This window comes from Kocuria salina (assembly GCF_013368965.1).
Lineage (GTDB): Bacteria > Actinomycetota > Actinomycetes > Actinomycetales > Micrococcaceae > Kocuria > Kocuria rosea.
The window spans coordinates 308,841-326,249 of record NZ_SSSF01000005.1 but is presented as its reverse complement, the minus strand read 5'-3'; the positions used below and the strand labels follow the sequence as shown (position 1 = coordinate 326,249).

Annotated in this window: 20 protein-coding genes; 19 read left to right on the top strand and 1 reads right to left on the bottom strand. The window is 70.1% G+C overall.

The genetic code is table 11. The features are described 5' to 3' along the window. The 8 genes from E7Z53_RS12410 to E7Z53_RS12375 all read left to right on the top strand — a co-directional run. Positions 1 to 412 (top strand): lactate utilisation protein LutB domain-containing protein (locus E7Z53_RS12410; protein WP_176337890.1); only part of this gene is annotated, 412 nt, incomplete at its 5' end. Next, the gene (locus E7Z53_RS12405) at positions 409 to 1,050 is read left to right on the top strand and encodes a LutC/YkgG family protein (protein ID WP_109243667.1); all 642 of its coding nucleotides are present in this window, start codon (positions 409 to 411) and stop codon (positions 1,048 to 1,050) included. The genes E7Z53_RS12410 and E7Z53_RS12405, both read left to right, overlap by 4 nt. A gap of 184 nt (positions 1,051 to 1,234) precedes the next feature. Beyond that, entirely contained in the window at positions 1,235 to 1,516 is a 282-nt protein-coding gene (locus E7Z53_RS12400; RefSeq protein ID WP_369597982.1) for a CHY zinc finger protein, read from the top strand. Positions 1,517 to 1,627: 111 nt separating this feature from the next. Next, complete coding sequence (locus E7Z53_RS12395; protein WP_369597981.1) at positions 1,628 to 2,386, top strand: energy-coupling factor ABC transporter ATP-binding protein; 759 nt, start codon at positions 1,628 to 1,630, stop codon at positions 2,384 to 2,386. Next, positions 2,386 to 3,078 carry an energy-coupling factor transporter transmembrane component T family protein gene (locus E7Z53_RS12390; RefSeq protein ID WP_176337888.1) on the top strand — a complete coding sequence of 231 codons (693 nt, stop codon included), beginning with the start codon at positions 2,386 to 2,388 and terminating at the stop codon, positions 3,076 to 3,078. Before E7Z53_RS12395 ends, E7Z53_RS12390 begins: the two co-directional genes overlap by 1 nt. A gap of 79 nt (positions 3,079 to 3,157) precedes the next feature. Then, positions 3,158 to 3,769, top strand: a complete 612-nt coding sequence (locus E7Z53_RS12385; protein ID WP_176337887.1) for a biotin transporter BioY — start codon at positions 3,158 to 3,160, stop codon at positions 3,767 to 3,769. An 85-nt stretch (positions 3,770 to 3,854) separates the two neighbouring features. Then, positions 3,855 to 5,264 carry a class I adenylate-forming enzyme family protein gene (locus E7Z53_RS12380; RefSeq protein ID WP_176337886.1) on the top strand — a complete coding sequence of 470 codons (1,410 nt, stop codon included), beginning with the start codon at positions 3,855 to 3,857 and terminating at the stop codon, positions 5,262 to 5,264. Beyond that, a complete protein-coding gene (locus tag E7Z53_RS12375) occupies positions 5,245 to 6,411 on the top strand; it encodes a thiolase family protein (RefSeq protein ID WP_176337885.1) in 1,167 nt (388 codons plus the stop codon). Before E7Z53_RS12380 ends, E7Z53_RS12375 begins: the two co-directional genes overlap by 20 nt. Before the next feature lie 108 nt (positions 6,412 to 6,519). Here E7Z53_RS12375 and E7Z53_RS12370 read toward each other — a convergent pair whose 3' ends face one another. Beyond that, positions 6,520 to 6,735, bottom strand: a complete 216-nt coding sequence (locus E7Z53_RS12370) for a hypothetical protein (RefSeq protein WP_109243660.1) — start codon at positions 6,733 to 6,735, stop codon at positions 6,520 to 6,522. 114 nt (positions 6,736 to 6,849) lie between these two features. On the opposite strand from E7Z53_RS12370, the gene E7Z53_RS12365 reads away from it, so the two are divergent. From E7Z53_RS12365 to E7Z53_RS12315, 11 genes are all read left to right on the top strand, one after another. Then, on the top strand, positions 6,850 to 7,407 hold the full coding sequence (locus E7Z53_RS12365) for a CGNR zinc finger domain-containing protein (RefSeq protein WP_369597980.1): 558 nt from the start codon (positions 6,850 to 6,852) through the stop codon (positions 7,405 to 7,407). Between the two features lie 117 nt (positions 7,408 to 7,524). Beyond that, complete coding sequence (locus tag E7Z53_RS12360; RefSeq protein ID WP_176337884.1) at positions 7,525 to 8,724, top strand: glycoside hydrolase family 26 protein; 1,200 nt, start codon at positions 7,525 to 7,527, stop codon at positions 8,722 to 8,724. Positions 8,725 to 8,764: 40 nt separating this feature from the next. Further along, a complete protein-coding gene (locus tag E7Z53_RS12355; protein WP_255219541.1) occupies positions 8,765 to 9,964 on the top strand; it encodes a glycosyltransferase in 1,200 nt (399 codons plus the stop codon). A 264-nt stretch (positions 9,965 to 10,228) separates the two neighbouring features. Further along, positions 10,229 to 10,915, top strand: coding sequence for a prepilin peptidase (locus E7Z53_RS12350; RefSeq protein ID WP_217905749.1), 687 nt, complete (start codon positions 10,229 to 10,231; stop codon positions 10,913 to 10,915). A gap of 249 nt (positions 10,916 to 11,164) precedes the next feature. Next, positions 11,165 to 11,386 (top strand): Flp family type IVb pilin, encoded by a 222-nt coding sequence (locus tag E7Z53_RS12345; RefSeq protein WP_176337882.1) that lies wholly within the window; start codon positions 11,165 to 11,167, stop codon positions 11,384 to 11,386. A 206-nt stretch (positions 11,387 to 11,592) separates the two neighbouring features. Beyond that, positions 11,593 to 11,892 (top strand): TadE family protein, encoded by a 300-nt coding sequence (locus tag E7Z53_RS12340; protein ID WP_440941484.1) that lies wholly within the window; start codon positions 11,593 to 11,595, stop codon positions 11,890 to 11,892. After that, complete coding sequence (locus E7Z53_RS12335) at positions 11,880 to 12,914, top strand: pilus assembly protein TadG-related protein (RefSeq protein WP_176337880.1); 1,035 nt, start codon at positions 11,880 to 11,882, stop codon at positions 12,912 to 12,914. The genes E7Z53_RS12340 and E7Z53_RS12335 overlap by 13 nt, the downstream gene beginning before the upstream one ends. An 87-nt stretch (positions 12,915 to 13,001) precedes the next feature. Next, positions 13,002 to 13,718 carry a Flp pilus assembly protein CpaB gene (gene cpaB / locus E7Z53_RS12330; RefSeq protein ID WP_217905705.1) on the top strand — a complete coding sequence of 239 codons (717 nt, stop codon included), beginning with the start codon at positions 13,002 to 13,004 and terminating at the stop codon, positions 13,716 to 13,718. Continuing rightward, positions 13,715 to 14,944, top strand: a complete 1,230-nt coding sequence (locus E7Z53_RS12325) for an AAA family ATPase (RefSeq protein ID WP_176337878.1) — start codon at positions 13,715 to 13,717, stop codon at positions 14,942 to 14,944. Before cpaB ends, E7Z53_RS12325 begins: the two co-directional genes overlap by 4 nt. Continuing rightward, the gene (locus E7Z53_RS12320; RefSeq protein WP_176337877.1) at positions 14,941 to 16,458 is read left to right on the top strand and encodes an ATPase, T2SS/T4P/T4SS family; all 1,518 of its coding nucleotides are present in this window, start codon (positions 14,941 to 14,943) and stop codon (positions 16,456 to 16,458) included. The genes E7Z53_RS12325 and E7Z53_RS12320 overlap by 4 nt, the downstream gene beginning before the upstream one ends. Continuing rightward, the gene (locus E7Z53_RS12315; RefSeq protein ID WP_176337876.1) at positions 16,458 to 17,405 is read left to right on the top strand and encodes a type II secretion system F family protein; all 948 of its coding nucleotides are present in this window, start codon (positions 16,458 to 16,460) and stop codon (positions 17,403 to 17,405) included. Before E7Z53_RS12320 ends, E7Z53_RS12315 begins: the two co-directional genes overlap by 1 nt. The last annotated feature ends 4 nt before the right edge of the window (positions 17,406 to 17,409 follow it).

Below are 17,409 nucleotides of genomic sequence, written 5' to 3'. Positions count from 1 at the left end.
GATCCTCGTGCACCTGCGCGACGAGGACGTGCGCACCCAGCACGGCGAACGCTCCGACGACGGCGCCGCCGCGGCACCGGCCCGGACCCGGCGCCTGCCGCAGGCCCCGTCCGAGATGGACCTCATGATGAAGGGGGCGTCCTTCGTGATGTCCTCCGGCAAGCGCATGGCGCTCGCCGAGAAGGCCCTCCCGCTGGGCCGGGCCGTGGCGGGCAGGGACCGCGCGATCAGCTGGCTGCCCGGCACGGCCGGAGGCTGGACCGACGAGCGGGACATCCCCGCCCCGCCGAAGGAGTCCTTCCGCAACTGGTGGGCCAAGCACGCCGACGAGACGCAGCAGCGGGTGGCCGCCGACGGCGGCCCGCACGACGGGACCGCGGACGACACCCAGCACGACGGGGGAGAGCGATGACCGACGCCAGGACCGAGATCCTCAACCGGATCCGCGGGGCGCTGCACGACACGCCCGCGCCCGCACCGGCGGAGCGCACCTACCGCCGCGCCTCGGACCGGCCGCACGAGGAGGTCGTCGAGATGCTCGAGGACCGGCTGGTCGACTACAAGGCCTCGGTGCACCACGAGACCCCCGCCACCCTGCCGGGACGGATCGCCGAGTTGCTGGGCGCGTCCGCCCGCTACGTGGTGCCCGAGGGCCTGGACCGCGCCTGGCTGCCCGAAGAATCGGGCATGCGGCGGGTCATCGTGGACCCCAACGACGCCCGGGCGGCCTCCGCGCTCGGGGTGCGGGAGCTCAACGCCGTGGATGCCGTGGTGACGTCCTCGACCGTCTCCTGCGCCGAGACCGGCACCATCTTCCTCACCGGCCGCCCCGACGAGGGCCGCCGGGCGATCAGCCTGGTCCCCGACCACCACATCTGCGTGGTGCCGCTGGACTCGGTGGTCGAGCTGATCCCCGAGGCCCTCGCCCTGGTGGAGCCCACGGCCCCGGTCACCATGATCTCCGGGCCGTCCGCGACCTCGGACATCGAGCTCGAGCGCGTGGAGGGCGTGCACGGGCCCCGGACGCTGGACGTGATCCTGCTCGGCTGAGCTCCCGCACCCACCGCACGGTGGTCTCCCGCCGCGCGGCTGCGGCTCCGTACAGTGGACGTCGTCGGACGTCACGAGCGGCCGGTCCGGGTCCTCCCGCGGGAGGGGCCGGACCGGCCGCGGCACGGGAGGGGCAGCGGTGAGACGGGTTCTGGGACGTCCTGTCGACGAGCAGACGCGGTGCGTGCACTACCGCACGCCGCTGGACGTGATCGCGATCAAGTTCTGGTGCTGCCAGGCGTACTACCCTTGTCATCTGTGCCATGAGGAGACCGCCGGCCATCCGGCGGCGCAGTGGCCGGTCGAGGAGCAGGACGCCGAGGCCGTGCTCTGCGGGGTCTGCGGCCACGAGCTCTCCGTGCGGGAGTACCTGGCCGCGGACGGCTGTCCGCGGTGCGCGGCCCGGTTCAACCCGGGCTGCGCCCTGCACGCCGATCTGTACTTCGAGCCGGCACCCCGGGACTGAGACGCCCCGGGACTCAGCCATCCCGGGGCAGCGGCAGCGCCTTCTGGACGCACCGGGGCGCGGCAGCGGCCGCCCGCCGCTGACCAGGACGAGGAGAGGACGGCTTCCACGGTGTCGATCAAGCATCCGCTGCGGGACCGGTCCCGCCGGGCGGAGTCCTCCGTCCCGACGGGGCCGCCGGGGACCCGGTCCTCGGCGATCCGGCTGACCGGGGTCACGGTCACCCGGGAGGGCCAGGACGTCCTGCGCGACGTCGACCTGTGCCTGGACGAACAGCGCATCGCGGTGATCGGGCTCAACGGATCGGGCAAGTCCACCCTGGTGCGCCTGCTCAATGGGCTGCTGCTGCCCACCCGGGGCACCGTGCAGATCGGTGGGCTGTCCACCGCGACCGACGCCAAGCGCATCCGGCGCCAGGTGGGCTTCGTGTTCCAGAACCCGGAGAACCAGATCGTGATGCCGCTGGTGGCCGAGGACCTCGCCTTCGGGGCGAAGAACCTGGGCCTGCGCGGGGCCGAGCTCTCCGCCCGGGTGGACGGGGTCCTGGAGCGGCTGGGCATTCCCCACCTGGCCGAGCGGGAGTCCTACGCCCTGTCCGGGGGCGAGAAGCAGCTGGTGGCCCTGGCCTCGGTGCTGGTGATGGAGCCGTCCACGATCGTCTTCGACGAGCCGACCACCATGCTCGACCGGCGCAACCGGCGCCGCCTGCAGGCCACCATCGACGAGCTCGACCAGCGAGCCGTCGTGGTGACCCACGACCTGGAGCTGATCGGCGGCTACGACCGGGTGCTGGTGGTGCACGAGGGCCGGATCGCCTTCGACGGCGCCCCCGGACCGGCCGTCGCGTTCTACTGCGGGATCAGCGACTGATGGGCGCCGCCCGGCAGCAGGACGTCCGCAACAGCGCCGCCCGCCCCCACGGTGCCGGTGGGTTCCACCGTGCCGGGCCCACCGGTGTGCTGGCCCGGATCCCGGCCGGTCACAAGTTCGCGTTCCTGTTCGCCGCCAGTCTCGGCATCTACGCCGTGACGCACCTGGGCGTCCAGCTCGCGGTCTTCGGCCTGGCCGTGGCCGCCGCCTGGGCGACCCGCACTCCGGCCGCCCGCCTGGCACGGCTGCTGGCCGGGCTGCTGCTCATCGTCGGCGTCGTCTTCCTCACGCTGGGGTTCACCACAACCTGGGAGGCGGCGGCGGTGGCGGCGCTGCGGCTGCTGAGCCTGTGCCTGCTCGCCTGGGCGGTGAGCCTGTCCACCACCTTCGCCCAGATGCTGGCCCTCTTCGAGCGGCTGCTGGCCCCGACCCGGCACCTGGGGCTGAACCCGGCCCAGATGAGCCTGGCCCTGTCGATGACGATCCGGTTCATCCCGCAGATCCGCACCCAGTACCTCGAGGTCCGCGAGGCCCAGTTCGCCCGCGGGCTGCACAACAGCCCGGTGGCCGTGCTGGTGCCCCTGCTGGTGCGGACCCTGGAGTCGGCCCAGGAGATCGCCTCCGCCCTCGACGCCCGCTGCTACGACTCCGCGCCCCCACCACGGGCCACGTCCCGGACCGCCACCGACTGACCCCCGGCCCCCCGACCGTTCCAGACGTCACCGCCCCGCCTGCTCGAGCCCCGCCGCTCGTCCCCGATCGAAGGACCCCATGACCACCATGACCTCCCGGACCGCCGACAGCTCCCGGACCACCCAGAACACCGTCCTGGTGGCCGTGTTCGCCGCCCTCATCGCCGCCCTGGGGCTGGTGCCCCCGATCACGGTCGGCATCATCCCGGTGCCCATCACGCTGCAGACCCTCGGGGTGATGCTCGCCGGTGCGCTGCTCGGGCCGGTGCGCGGGATGCTCTCCGTCGTCGTCCTGCACGCCCTGGTGCTGGCCGGGCTGCCGCTGCTGGCCGGGGGCCGGGGCGGGCTCGGGGTGTTCCTGGGCCCGACCGGCGGCTACCTGGTGGGCTGGATCCCCGCGGCCCTGGTCATCGGGGCGCTGGTGCAGTACTGGGCGATCCGGCGCACCGGCCGTACTGCCCGCTTCGCCGCGGTGCTGCTGAGCGTGGTCGTGGGCGGCATCGCGGTGATCTACGCCTTCGGCATCCCGTGGACGGCCGTGGTCACCGGGCTGCCGCTGTCCACCTCCGCGCTGGGCGCGCTCGTGTTCATTCCCGGGGACCTGCTGAAGGCGGTCGTGGCGACCCTGGCCGCGATCAACGTCCACCGCAGCTACCGCCGGCTCCTGGGCGGGACGCCCGCCGCCCGCTGACCACGGGGAGCGCCACTCGCCGGCAACCGTCATCCACGACCCACTGCCGCACCCGCAGCGTGAGACCTGCACCGAGGACGAGAACATGCCCTTTCTGGACCGCGTGACCCGCTGGGCCGAGGAGCGCCCGCAGGAGCTCGCCGTCGCCTGCGGAAACGACCGGCTGAGCTGGGGCGATCTGCGTGCCGCGGCTGCGGCCCTGGCCGCCTCGGGCGAGCCCACGGGGATCCTGCGGCAGACCAACGGCACGGACTTCGCCGTCCGGTGGGCCGCCGGAGTGGCCGAGGAACGCGTATGCGCCGTCCTGGACCCGTCCTGGCCGGAGGACATGACCGAGCAGGTGCGGGAGCGCTGCGCCGCGCGCCTCCCCGCCGATCTCGCCCCGGCGCAGCTGCGCGACGGCGATCCCGCCTCGGCGTTCCTGATCGGCCTGACCTCGGGCACCACGGCCCTGCCCAAGGGCTTCCAGCGCAGCCGCGGCTCCTGGCGGCGCTCGTTCGAGGCGTCCGCGGAGCACTTCGGTCTGGGACCACGGGACCGTGTGCTGGCCCCCGGCCCGCTGGCGGCGAGCCTGAACCTGTACGCCCTCTCCGAGTGCCTGTACGCCGGGGCCGGCTTCGTGACCCTGCCGGGCTTCGACGTGGCCGCCGCCCACGCCGCGATCACCGGGCACGGCGTCACCCGCCTGGTGCTCGTGCCCACCGTGCTGCGCGTCCTCGCCGAGCGCGGCCTGGCCTCCGGTGCCGACGCGAGCGGTGTCACGGCGATCGTGTGCGCCGGGCAGAAGCTGGACCCCACCACGTTCGCGGCGGCCCGCCGCTGGGCCCCGCAGGCCACGATCTGGGAGTACTACGGTGCCGCCGAGCTCGGCTTCGTCGCCGCGCGCTGCCACCGCCCGGACGAACCCGCCGAGATGTCGGCCGAGAACTCCGGCACCGCGGTGGGGACGGCGTTCCCCGGCGTGGAGGTGGCCGTCCTGGACGACGCCGGGAACCCCGTGCCGGAGGGCGTGACGGGCACGATCTGCGTGCGCTCGGACCTGGTCTGCGACGGCTGCCTCTGGGGCGACGACGGCCAGGGCTTCGGCCGGCTCGGCGGCCTGCACACGGTGCGGGACCAGGGCTTCCTCCGCAACGGGCAGCTGCACGTGCTGGGGCGGGCGGCCGAGATGATCAACACCGGCGGGCTCAACGTCTATCCGCACGAGGTCGAGGCAGCCCTGGCCCTGGTGCCCGGAGTGGCCGACGTCGTCGTCGCCGGCCTTCCCGACGACGCCCGCGGTCAGCGGATCGTGGCCGGGATCGTGCCCACGGCCGACCGGCCGGACCGTGCTCGGATCCGGGCCGGGCTGGACGGGCGGCTGCCCACGGCCAAGTGCCCGCAGCAGTACTGGGAGCTCCGGGAGCTGCCGGTGACCGCGAACGGCAAGCTCAGCCGCGCGGTGTTCCGCGACTGGATCCGCGAAGGAGACGCCCGTGTCCGACCGCTCGGCTGAGGCCCCCGTGCTGGTGCTGGGCCGGCGCACGCCCCTGGCGCGCGCCGGGACCCTGCTCGAGGGCGTGCCCGTGCACCGGCTGCTGGCCCCGGTGTTCCGCTCCCTGCTGGCGGACTCGGGCCTGGACCCTGCCCGGCTCGCCGACGTGGTCGTGGGCAACGCCGTGGGCGCCGGCGGCAACCTGGCCCGGCTCGCCGCCCTCGAGGCCGGTCTGCCGCTGTCCGTGCCGGGCCTGACGGTCGACCGGCAGTGCGGCTCGGGCCTGGACGCCGTGGTGCTGGCCTGCCGGCTCGCCCAGGCCGGGGCCGGCCGGGTCTTCCTCGCCGGCGGGGCGGAGAGCATCAGCACCGCACCGCTGCGCGGACGACGACGCGAAGACGGAGAGGTCGAGTTCTACCGCCGCGCCCAGTTCGCCCCGGAGCACCTGGGCGATCCCGACATGGGCGAGGCCGCCGAGACGGTCGCCCGCGAGCACGGGATCGGCCGGGAACGCCAGGACGGCTACGCCCTGCGCAGCCACCGGCGGGCGCTGGCCGCCGCGGAGGCGGGGGCCTTCGAGGACGAGCTGGTGCCGGTCACCGGACCCCGTGGTGAGGTGCGGTCCGACAACGGCCCGCGCCGGGCGCTGAACGCCAAGCTGCTGGCACGCTTCCCGGCCGTGTTCGCGGCCGGCGGGACGGTCACGGCCGGGAACTCCTGCGGGGACGCCGACGGCGCGGCCGCCGTGCTCGTCGCCGACCCGGCCACGGCCCGAACTCTGGGCCGGCGGGACGGGCTGGCCATCCGCGGTGCGGTGACGGTCGGGGTGGACCCGGCGCGGCTGGGCATCGGCGCCGCCGTGGCCGCCCGGCAGCTGCTGGCGGAGCAGGGTGTGGCGGTGGAGGAGCTGGCGGCGGCCGAGTTCAACGAGGCCTTCGCCGGACAGGTGCTGGCCTGCACGGACCTGCTCGGTCTCGACGAGGAGGTGCTCAACGCCGAGGGCGGCGCCCTGGCCCTGGGCCACGCCTACGGCGCCTCCGGGGCGGTGTCCGTGGTGCGCCTGCTGTCCCGGTCACGGGCCCTGCCCACCGGGAGCCTGCTGCTGGCGATGATCAGCTCCGCCGGCGGCATCGGCACGGCTGCCCTGTTCGAGAAGGTCGCGCTCTGACCGGAGCGGGTGCGCCGCGGAGGACACTCCGTGCCCCGGTCGAGAACTGTCCCTCCGGCTGGGACGGTGGCCGGCCCCGGGCGAGAGGCCCTGCTTACCGTGTGCCGCTCAGCGCGAGCGCTGCGCCGCCGCGAGCTCCGCGTCGTCCAGGGCGGGGTAGGACGGGCCGTGCTCGCCGAGCACGGTCACGCCGCGCCGCACGTTGTAGTACACGTCCCGCAGCGTCCAGCTGCGCAGGTCCGTGCGCTCGCGCCGCGGGACGGACTGCCGGCCCACGGTGGCGAACACGAAGAGCAGCGCCAGGAGGTAGAGTCCGCCGACCATGAGGAGCTCCTTCTCGCGACCATCGTCGCGTAAGGGTCTAAACTGTTGATGACACTCACGCTAGCCGTGGAAGGGATAAGTAGTCAAGTGCATTTTGCCTATGACACTGAAGACGTGCTCGAGTCCGACGTGGCGCTGATGAACACCGCGCCGGGGGCCTCCCGCTCCGGGGAGGACGAGCTGGTGACCACCGCGCAGCTGCGGGCCCTCCTCGAGGAGCACGGCTGGCCGGGGCGCTTCGACCGTGACGAGCACGAGCTGGCCGAGGTGCGCGACGTCCGCGGCGAGCTGCGGCGGGTCTGGGCCCTGGAGCGGGACGCCATGGTGGACGCGGTCAACGCCGTGCTCGATACCACCGAGCTCGCCCCGCACCTGGCCCGGCACGACGGGAAGGACTGGCACCTGCACGCCTCGCCCTCGGACGCGCCCCTGGCCGCCCGGCTGCGTCTGGAGACGGCGTTCGCCCTCGTGGACGTGATCCGGGCCGACGAGACGGAGCGGCTGCGGGAGTGCGGGGCCGAGGACTGCGACGGGGTGCTCCTGGACCTCTCCCGCAACCGATCCAAGCGCTTCTGCAGCCAGCGGTGCGCCAACCGCACCAACATGACCGCCTACCGCCGGCGCCAGGCCGGCGACATCGACGAGCGCCCGGACTCCGCCGCCGGGGCGTGAGCCGGCCCGGCTGACGGGCCGGCGCGGCGGGCGGAGCGTCGTCGTCGTTCGTCACGGACCGCGCCGCCGGACGCCTATTTCCATGATTTCCTATCGAGTCCTTCCTAAGCTGACGGGGTGAAGGAATCCTCGCTCGTCGCCGTCGTGTTCGTCGCCGCCCTCGCCCTGGGCGGCGGCACCCTCGCGGCCCAGATCTCCTCCCAGCCCGACGAGGAGGTCCAGGCCGCGCCGCTGCCGATGTGCACCGTGCTGGACCGGTCCGAGCTGGAGCCGGAGACCGGCGCCCTCTACGGCGTGAACCTCGACTGGGACGACAAGCCGCTGGGCGACTACGCCGACCGGCTCGGCCACCGGCCCGCCGTGTCCGTGTCCTTCACGGGGTTCCCCTACGACGAACGCGGGCACGACTACCTGCGGATGGCCGCCGACCAGATCCGGTCCGACGGCCGGATGATGCTGCTGACCCTCGAGCCCGAGGGTGGGCTCGCCGAGGTCACCGACGACGCCGTGCGGCAGCTGACCGCCGACCTCGCGGCAATCAACGACTCCGGGGTGCCGGTGGTCGTGCGCTTCGCCCACGAGATGAACGGCTCCTGGTACGCCTGGGGCCACCAGCCGACCGCCTACGTGGAGGCCTATCGGCGGGTGGCGGACGCGGTGCACGAGCACGCCCCCGGCTCGGCGATGATGTGGGCCCCGAACTACGGGGGCGGCTACCCCTTCGCCGGCGGGCAGCACGAGGCCGAGCCCGGCAGCGCCGACTTCGCGGCCCTCGACACCGACGGGGACGGCGCACTGACCATGGCCGACGACCCGTACGCCCCCTACTACCCGGGCGACGACGCCGTGGACTGGGTGGGAATGTCCCTGTACCACTGGGGCGACGCCCACCCCTGGGGCGAGAACGAGCTGCCCGAGCCCGGCAAGTTCGCCGCTCAGCTCACCGGCACCTACGACGGCGCCGGCGGCGACGACAGCGCCGTCCCCGACTTCTACGCCGAGTACGGGCAGCGGCGCGGCAAGCCCGTGGGCATCCCGGAGACCGCCGCCCTGTACAACCCGGCGGTGGGCGGCGCCGACGAGCTGGCGGTCAAGCAGGCGTGGTGGGGCCAGGTCTTCGACGAGTCGATGCCGGAGGACTTCCCGCAGCTGAAGATGATCAGCTGGTTCGAGTGGGACAAGCACGAGGTGGAGATCGACGGGCCGGTGGACTGGACGACCACCAACACCGACGCCGTCCGGGACGCCTTCACCGCGGATCTGCCCGACTGGCTGCACTGGGGCCCGGAGGAGAGCTGCACCCCGGCCGGTTCCTGACCCGTCTGCGGTCGGGGCGCTGCAGGAGCACACTGGGTCCATGAGGATGATGCTGCTGACCGCGGGCACCCGCGGCGACGTGGAGCCGTTCGCCGCCCTCGCCCGCTTCGCCGCCGGCCACGGCCACGAGGTCCGCCTGGGCCTCCCCGAGTCCTCCGGCGTGGACCTGTCCGGGCTGGACACCGTCAGCCTGGAGGTGGACTTCCACCGGCTGGTCCAGGAGCACGGGATCTCGCCGTGGACGGCCGTGCGGCACTTCCGCACCGAGGTGGGCCCCGGCATGCGCCGGATGCTGGCCGCCGCCGTGCGGGAGACGCTCGCCTTCGCGCCGGACGTGGTGGTCCACCACCCCAAGGTGCTCACGGCGCCGGCGGTGGCGCAGGCCCTCGGCGCCCCGCACGTGGTGGTCGAGGCCGTTCCCGTGCTCACCCCGACCCGGCAGTTCCCGGCGCCCGGCGTGGTGAACCGGGACCTCGGCCGGTTCAACCGCGCCACCTACGCGGTGGCCCGCGGCGCCGAGCGGATGTTCCGCCGCGACATCGACCGGGCCTGCGCCCCGCTCCCCGGCGGCCGGCCGGCCGCCGTTCCCGTCCCGGCGGCCACCCTGCTGCCCATCAGCCCGCAGCTCCTGCCGCGCCCGGACGACTGGCCGGCCTCCGTGCACCTCACCGGGTCCTGGCACGCCGACGCCCCGGTGCCGGAGCCCGATCCCGCCGTGCGCGAGTTCCTCCGGGGCGGGCCCTACCTCGTGGCGACCTTCGGCTCCATGGCGTCGGGGGACCCACTGAGTCGGGGGAGGGTGGTGGTGGAGAGCGCCCGCGCCCACGGTCTGCGCACCCTGCTGCTCACCGGGTGGGGCGGCCTGGCGCTGCCGGACGACCTCCGGGGCTCCCTCCGGGACGACGTGCTCGCCGTGCCGTCCCTGCCGCTCGACGCGGTGCTGCCCGGTGCGGAACTGGCCATCCACCACGGCGGGGCCGGGACCGTCCACACCGTCGCCCGCGCCGGCGTCCCGCACGTGGTGGTCCCGTTCCTGGCCGACCAGCCGTTCTGGGGCCGGCAGCTCCACAGCATCGGCCTAGCCGCCGCGCCGATCCCGCATAAGAAGCTGACGACCGAGCGGCTCACCGCGGCGATCGGCGACGCGCTGTTGTGTCGCTCCGCTGCGGCTCGGGTGGGCGTCGAAATGCGGAAGGAACGCGGACTGGAGGCCGCGCTGTCCGTGCTCACCGCTTGCTGATTTGAACAAGCACAGGATACTGACGGTAATCGCATCGTCTCTGTCCGCTTTTTCTCTGCATTTATTCGATTCCCGCTTGCGGACTGAGTATTTCCGCCCTCGACTGTCCTGCATTTACGAAATGCGCCGTGACGTGCTCAAACACCGGAAAGGCTGCCCATTCGGTTAGTCTCTGTCCCGGACGGAACCCCGAATGGGGGACGGACACTCACCCGGGCGTCAGCCGAAGCGCCCACGGACCGGAGGGGCGCTTTCGTGGAGTCCATGCTCGGAACAGCCCCTCTCTGGTGGGTGCTGACCGCCGGCCTCGGGGGCGCTGCGGTGGGCGGGTTCCTGCCCCATGCCGTCCTGCGGTACAGCCCCATCACGGACGAGCTCGACCCTGCTCTGTCTCGTCCGGTACTCATGGTGTTGACCGCGGCACTCTTCGTCTTCGTAGCCTCGTTCTTCGGTCTCAGTTGGCAGACCCCGGCGTACTTCTTCTTCGTGTCCGTCGCCGTGGTTCTCACAGTGATCGACCTGCGGCACCACCTGCTTCCCAATGCCGTGGTACTGCCTGCCCTGGTCTTCGGCTTCGTGCTGCTCGCGCTCGCCGCCACAGGGGAGAACGCCTGGGGTGCACTGCTGCGTGCTGTACTGGGAGCCCTCGCGCTCTTCGTCCTCTATCTCGTGCTGGCACTCATCTCGCCAGCCGGGCTCGGCATGGGCGACGTCAAGCTCGCCGCAGTGCTGGGACTGTTCCTCGGCTTCCAGGGGTGGGGGGCGCTCTTCGTCGGATCCGTTCTGGCCTCGGTCTTCGGTGCACTCGTGGGGCTGGCCGTGCTGACGTCCCGCCGCGGCGGACTGCGCAGTGAGGTCCCTTTCGGCCCATCGATGCTCGCCGGCGCGCTGGTGGCCGTCGTGTGGGGTGAGATTCTCGCCCGGGAGTACCTCCTCCCGGGCTTGGCCTGACACTGTTTGGGGGACAAGCTCCCAGCCGTGCACTTCCATGCAGATGAATGGAGTCCGCCACTAGGCATTACGTCCGTTTTTGACGTCCCCCAAAGTGCATGCATCTGAATGCTTGTGTGTTTGCGATCGCGACGGCTATCTTTTCTACAGGTCGGTAGGCAAGTGGCAGACAGATCCCGCAAGACGCGAATGCCAGGGCTCGTTCTCCGACTCAACCCCCTTGTTTATCTCTCATCGTGAGGACTCACCATGCTGCCCATTCTCGTCACCCTCCAGTACGTCGCCGACGCCAAGAACTCCATCGTGGACCGCCTCACCCGTGAGGAGAAGGGCGCCACCGCCGTCGAGTACGGCCTGATCGTGGGGCTGATGGCGGTCATTATCGTCACAGCGTTCGCCATTCTGGGCCCTAAGATCAACACGCTCTTCAGTGATGTCAGCCTGACCTCCAAGACTCCGTCCGGCGGCTAAAAGCGATTGTCGTTATTGGTCTTCTCTTCGGTGCCGCGGCGTCCCTCCTGGACGCCGCGGCACCGAGCGTCCGATCATCTGTACTCATCATTGAGCCGCAATTAGGACGATGCACGGGAAGGAATCGACTCATGAATCGTTGGCGCTCGGAGCGGGGAGCCGCAGCCGTCGAGTTCGCACTGGTGCTTCCGGTCCTACTTTTGATCATGCTGGCCATCATCGAATTCGGCCGGGCCTACAACACCCAGATCAGCTTAACCCACGCGGCACGGGAGACAGCGCGGCACATGGCAATCGACAAGGACTGGAGCGCAGCGGCCGCCAAGGGCGTTGCTTCTGCTTCCTCAGTCGATCTGCAGGCCGCCAATTTCTCCACGTCGACCACCACATGTCCCAAGGAAACCGACGTGCACATCACCGTGAACTACGACCTGAAGACGATCACCGGTGTTGGCGGAGGCAAGATGAGTCTGTCCGGCAAGGCGGCCATGCGATGCGGCGGCTGATCGACGTTTTCGGACGGGCTCGAGTGCGTCACCGAGCAGACGGCGAACGCGGTGCGATCGCCGTGACAACTGCGCTGACCCTTATCGTCCTTCTCGGCTTCGCCGCCATCGTGATCGACTTCGGGCTGATGTACGAGGAAAGAGCGCAACTTCAGAACGGAGCCGACTCGGCGGCCCTGGCTGTGGCGCAAAATTGCATTGAAGTCCCGTCCACGTGCTCGTCCTCTGCACCGCACATCAGCAGCAAAATTGCCCTCGACAACACCCGCGATGGGCTGTCGGACATCGCGTCACTGACTTTTCCCTCGTCCACCTCGGTCCGCGTGCAGACGCAGGCAAATGATGGCAAGGCTGGGGCAGGAAAGCTCGCTCTCTCCATCGCACCGGTGCTGGGTGTCAAAGATCCCTCAATTTCTGCGTCCGCCTCCGCGTCGTGGGGCGGACCCGGAACCGGGCCGGCGACTCTGCCCATTGCGGTGTCCCACTGCCAAGCCACGAAGGCCTTCGAGCAGTCCGGCTCCACGGTGGTCCTCGACATCACGGGCAAATCGAACCTGCCGGGGTGCACTCATGAGGGCAGTCCGGTGCCGGGGGGCTTCGGGTGGTTCCGTCAAGGAGCAAAGGCTGAGTGCGGTCAGGAGACATCTCACGACGACATCGTCTTCAGTGACCCCGGTAACGATTTCGCGGAATCCTGTGACGACGTGCTGAAGGGGCTGCTCCACAAGTCCATTGGTGATGTCCTTCTGCTTCCCGTGTATGACAGCACCGCGGACAGCGGCAACAACGCCAAGTACTACATCTCTGGGTGGATCGCCTTCAAAGTCACCGGGTGGCACTTCGGCGGTAGTGCCAAGGACGACAACAACGTCAACGTCCGGGAGTACGCGAACCAAGGCCTGTGTACCGGCAACTGCCGCGGCATCATCGGAACCTTCGTGCGCTACGCCAGCCTTGACGAGCTGTACACCGACGACGGTCCGCTCACCTACGGAGCAGCGGTCGTGAAACTCAACGACTGATGACCACTACCATTCCCAGCCCCATCTGCATTTCTCATCTGTGAGGACGACACTCCCGTGAAGACCCGTATTCTCGCTGGCTTTGTGATGGCGATTCTTGCCATCGCCGGCCTGGTCCTCGTCACCACCTACGTCGGCACCGCTGACGCACGCGCCCTGGATGACCAGGAGCCCCGAGAGGTCTACCTCGTTACCGCCCCGATCCTCAAGGGCACCCCTGTGGAGGAGTTCGGCGAGTCCGTCGCCCTCCACACTGTGCCTGCTGCCGTTGTCCCGGACGGCGCGCTGCCCTCTTTTGAGGGCCAGAGCGGAAAGGTCGCCGGTGTCGACCTGCAACCGGGGGAACAGGTCCTCGAATCCCGGCTGGTCGACCCCGCGGCCCTGGAAGCCCCCGGTACCGTGCCCGTCCCGGACGGTCTGCAGGAGGTCACCATCCAGCTGGATGCGCCCCGTGTGGTCGGTGGTCAGCTCACAGCCGGGGACCGGGTCGGCTTCTTCGTGTCCTTCGAGGAGGACGAGAACCGCAGCTCCCGCACGTCCAAGGATTTGGACAAAGTCCTCGTCACCTCGGTGCAAGGTGCTCCCTCTTCGGCCGCGCCTGCAGAGGGGGAGAGCGGCACGGATGCCACGGGCAACGAGGCACCTGCTGTCCCGGAGGGCTCGATGCTCGTCACCTTCGCTGTCAACGCTGACACCGCGGAGAAGATCGTCTATGCCTCCGAGTTCGGCCGGATTTGGCTCTCGCTCGAGGGCAAGGACGCCGAGGAGAACGCCAACGGCGCCACGCGGGAGGACTTCTCGTGAGCCGCCTTCTGCTGGTCACCGGTGACCCCGGCTACGACACCCGTTTCCGCCAAGCCGTCCAGGGCCGGATACCCGGCGAGGTGCAGACCGTTCTCGGCACCGCCCTGCCGGCCACACCGGACGAACTGCTCGGCCGCTCCGTGGGCGAGCTGCCCACCGTGGTCGTCATCGGGCCCGGCCTGGACCTGTACGAGGCCCTTCGCCTGGGCGGCGTCTTCGACATCCAACGTCCCGAGATCTCCCTCGTCCTGGTGGTGCCCTCGGACATGCCGCTTGCCATGGCCGCCATGCGCGCCGGCTTCCGTGACGTGTTGGACCTCGAGGCCGATCCCGACGCTGTCCTCGGCACCCTCTCCCGCGTCCTCGACGCGACCGAGTCCCGCCGCCGGCTGATGCCATCGGGCGGTCCCGCCACCGGTAGCTTGCACGCTGTGCCATCGGCTCCTCGCGACGACTCCCGCACGATCGTCGTGACCTCTCCCAAGGGTGGGGTGGGCAAGACGACCATGGCCACCAACCTGGCCGTGGGCTTGGGGCGGCTCGCGCCCATGAACACCGTGATCGTCGACCTCGACGTCCAGTTCGGTGACGTCGCCGCCGCCCTGCGACTCGCCCCAGAGCACTCGCTGACCGAGGCGGTGACCGGCCCCGCAATTGACGACGCCCTGGTGCTCAAGACCTTCCTCACCGTCCACCCCGCTCCGATCTACGCCCTGTGCACACCGGCCAACCCGGCAGAAGGCGAACTGATAGGCGGCGCTCAAGTGGCCCATCTCCTGGAGCAGCTCTCGGGACAGTTCCAGTACGTCGTCGTCGACACCGCACCGGGCATGGGCGAGCATGCGCTCGCCGCCCTCGAGGCGGCCACAGACGTCGTCTTCGTCACCGGCATGGACGTCCCGGGGATACGTGGGCTGCGCAAGCAAATGGACCTTCTCGGGGAGATCGACCTCGTGCCGCCGAACGCCCAGGTCGTGGTCAACGCCGCCGACCGCAACACCGGGCTGTCGGTGCAGGACGTCGAAGCGACCGTCCGGGCCTCGGTGGACCATGTGGTCCCCCGCTCCCGGATGGCCGCCTACGCCACCAACCGGGGTGAACCCCTACTGCTGCACGCACCGAAGGACAAGGCCGCACGACAGTTGCAAGCCCTCGTCAATTCCTTCGCCCCCGAACGCCCCGCCGCTCGGCGAGGCCTGCACCGGAAGGCCATGGTCCGCTCGTGAAACTTGCCGAACGTCTCGCTGCCGCACGCGGTGAAGCCCCTCCCACGCCTGCGGCGGCTTCTGGCACGACCCCTCAACCCGTTGCCGACCGTCCGAGCGAACCGAGCACGGACCTCGCGGGCAGCGAAGTCTCTCCTCCTGCAGATGACGACTCGCCGTCCCCCGGTTCGCTCGTGCTCCCCGCATCCGTCGCGGAGGTGCCGCCCGATCCGGCACCACGCGTCCAGGCCGGGAAGTTCGATGCGCTGGCCGGACTCAAGCACCGGGTCAAGCAGGAACTACTGGACCGCATCGGCTCCCGGCAGTCGGACTCCAGCCTGTCAGACGTGCAGCTCAAGAACTTCGCCACGAAAGAACTCACGCGCATCGTCGCCGAGGAACAGGTGCCGATGTCCTCCGAGGAGCGGCTCCGGCTGATCCGATCCGTCAGCGACGACGTGCTGGGCTACGGTCCCCTCCAGGAGTTGCTCGACGACGACTCCGTCACCGAAATTATGGTCAACGGCCCCGACCAGATTTTCATCGAACAGAAGGGCAAGGTGACCCTCTCGGACTCGACCTTTGCCTCGGAGCAGGACCTGCGCCACGTCATCGAGAAGATAGTCACCCAGGTGGGACGGCGCATCGACGAGTCCTCGCCCCTCGTTGACGCGCGTCTCCCAGACGGCTCGCGCGTCAACGCGGTCATCCCGCCGCTCGCGGTCAAAGGCTCTTCCCTGACGATCCGCAAATTCGCCAAGGACCCGCTTACCGTCGAGGACCTCATCCGCTTCGGGTCGGTGTCCCCCCAGATGGCAGAGCTGCTGCGTGCGTGCGTCGAGGCGCACCTCAACATCCTGGTGGCAGGCGGTACCGGTACCGGCAAGACCACGATGCTCAACGTGATGTCCTCGTTCATCCCGCACGGCGAGCGCATCGTGACCATCGAGGACGCCGTGGAGCTGCAGCTGCAGCAGGAGCACGTGGTTCAGCTCGAGTCTCGCCCGGCGAACATCGAGGGGCGGGGGGAGATCACCATTCGAGACCTGCTCAAGAATTCCCTCCGCATGCGGCCGGACCGGATCGTGGTCGGGGAGTGCCGTGGCGGCGAGGCCCTGGACATGCTTCAGGCGATGAACACCGGACACGACGGATCTCTGTCCACCATCCACGCCAATTCTCCGCGCGACACCATCTCGCGACTGGAAACCTTGGTCATGATGGCCGGCATGGATCTGCCGCAGCGAGCGATCCGTGAACAGATTGCTTCCGCCATCCACGTGGTTGTCCAGCTGTCACGGCTCCGGGACGGCACGCGCCGCGTCACCCACATCACCGAGATCCAGGGCATGGAGGGTGAGACCGTCACCCTGCAGGACGCCTTCCTCTTCGACTGGGACGCCGGAGTGGATCCCCGCACCGGCCGGTTCCGTGGCACGACCCGCTCCACGGGGGTGCGCCCGCGGTTCGTGGACAAGTTCGAGGACTACGGCATCAAGCTCCACTCCTCCGTCTTCGATCCGGGGCGGCGCTGATGGCACCGCTGCTGATCGGCGTCGGGCTGCTCTGCCTCGCCGGGTTGCTCGGGCTTTTCGTGGTCTTCCGCTCACGCACGCCGCGACTGCCCATGGACCGGCGCCGGCCGCCGCGCGGACCCCAGGAACTCGAGTCATCGCAGCTGTCCCGGCTTTCGGGTGTGACCACCGAGGCTGTCTCCGAGTTCCTGGAGCGCCGGGGGTGGACGCGCAAGGTTGCCGCCGCTCTGGAGAACGCAGGCATCAAGTCCTCGCCGGCCGACTTCCTCGTGCTGGTCATCATCGGGGCGGTGGTCGCGGCGGCGGCCGGGACGCTCGCTGGGGGACTGCTGCTCGGACTGGTGTTCTTCCTGACGGCTCCATTCGCGGCCAAGCTCGTGGTCGGCTTCCTCACGAATCGGCGCAAGCGGAACTTCGCCGACCAGCTCGACAACACACTGCAGCTCTTCTCCGGATCGCTACGAGCTGGCCACTCCCTGCTGCGCGCTGTCGACGCGGTAGCCAAGGAGTCCCAGGCTCCGACCTCGGAGGAGTTGACGCGAATCGTCAACGAGACCCGTCTTGGCATGGACCTGGACGCTTCTCTCGATCAAGCCGCCAAGCGCATGGACTCCCAGGACTTTTCCTGGGTCGCCCAGGCGATCGGCATCCACCGCGAGGTCGGCGGCGACCTCGCGGAGGTCCTCGATCGTGTGGCAGGCACCATCCGTGAACGCAATCAAATCCGGCGACAGGTCAAGACACTTTCGGCCGAGGGGAAGATGTCCGCCTACATTCTGATGGCTCTGCCCGTGCTGATCGCGGGAATCCTGTCCTTGATCTCTCCCGAGTACATTTCCCAATTTCTCACGAGCGGCTTCCTCGGCTACGCAATGATCGTCGTTGCCCTATTTATGTTCGCGATCGGTGGCTTCTGGATGTCGCGGATCGTCAAAATCAAGTTCTGATTCT

Bases quoted from the DNA above. Each gene is read 5' to 3' on its own strand.
- E7Z53_RS12385 (WP_176337887.1), top strand. From the start codon at position 3,158: ATGACCACCATGACCTCCCGGACCGCCGACAGCTCCCGGACCACCCAG.
- E7Z53_RS12345 (WP_176337882.1), top strand. From the start codon at position 11,165: ATGCTGCCCATTCTCGTCACCCTCCAGTACGTCGCCGACGCCAAGAAC.
- E7Z53_RS12350 (WP_217905749.1), top strand. From the start codon at position 10,229: ATGCTCGGAACAGCCCCTCTCTGGTGGGTGCTGACCGCCGGCCTCGGG.
- E7Z53_RS12315 (WP_176337876.1), top strand. From the start codon at position 16,458: ATGGCACCGCTGCTGATCGGCGTCGGGCTGCTCTGCCTCGCCGGGTTG.
- E7Z53_RS12335 (WP_176337880.1), top strand. From the start codon at position 11,880: ATGCGGCGGCTGATCGACGTTTTCGGACGGGCTCGAGTGCGTCACCGA.
- E7Z53_RS12370 (WP_109243660.1), bottom strand. From the start codon at position 6,735: ATGGTCGGCGGACTCTACCTCCTGGCGCTGCTCTTCGTGTTCGCCACC.
- cpaB (WP_217905705.1), top strand. From the start codon at position 13,002: ATGGCGATTCTTGCCATCGCCGGCCTGGTCCTCGTCACCACCTACGTC.
- E7Z53_RS12380 (WP_176337886.1), top strand. From the start codon at position 3,855: ATGCCCTTTCTGGACCGCGTGACCCGCTGGGCCGAGGAGCGCCCGCAG.
- E7Z53_RS12390 (WP_176337888.1), top strand. From the start codon at position 2,386: ATGGGCGCCGCCCGGCAGCAGGACGTCCGCAACAGCGCCGCCCGCCCC.
- E7Z53_RS12405 (WP_109243667.1), top strand. From the start codon at position 409: ATGACCGACGCCAGGACCGAGATCCTCAACCGGATCCGCGGGGCGCTG.
- E7Z53_RS12355 (WP_255219541.1), top strand. From the start codon at position 8,765: ATGAGGATGATGCTGCTGACCGCGGGCACCCGCGGCGACGTGGAGCCG.
- E7Z53_RS12340 (WP_440941484.1), top strand. From the start codon at position 11,593: ATGCTGGCCATCATCGAATTCGGCCGGGCCTACAACACCCAGATCAGC.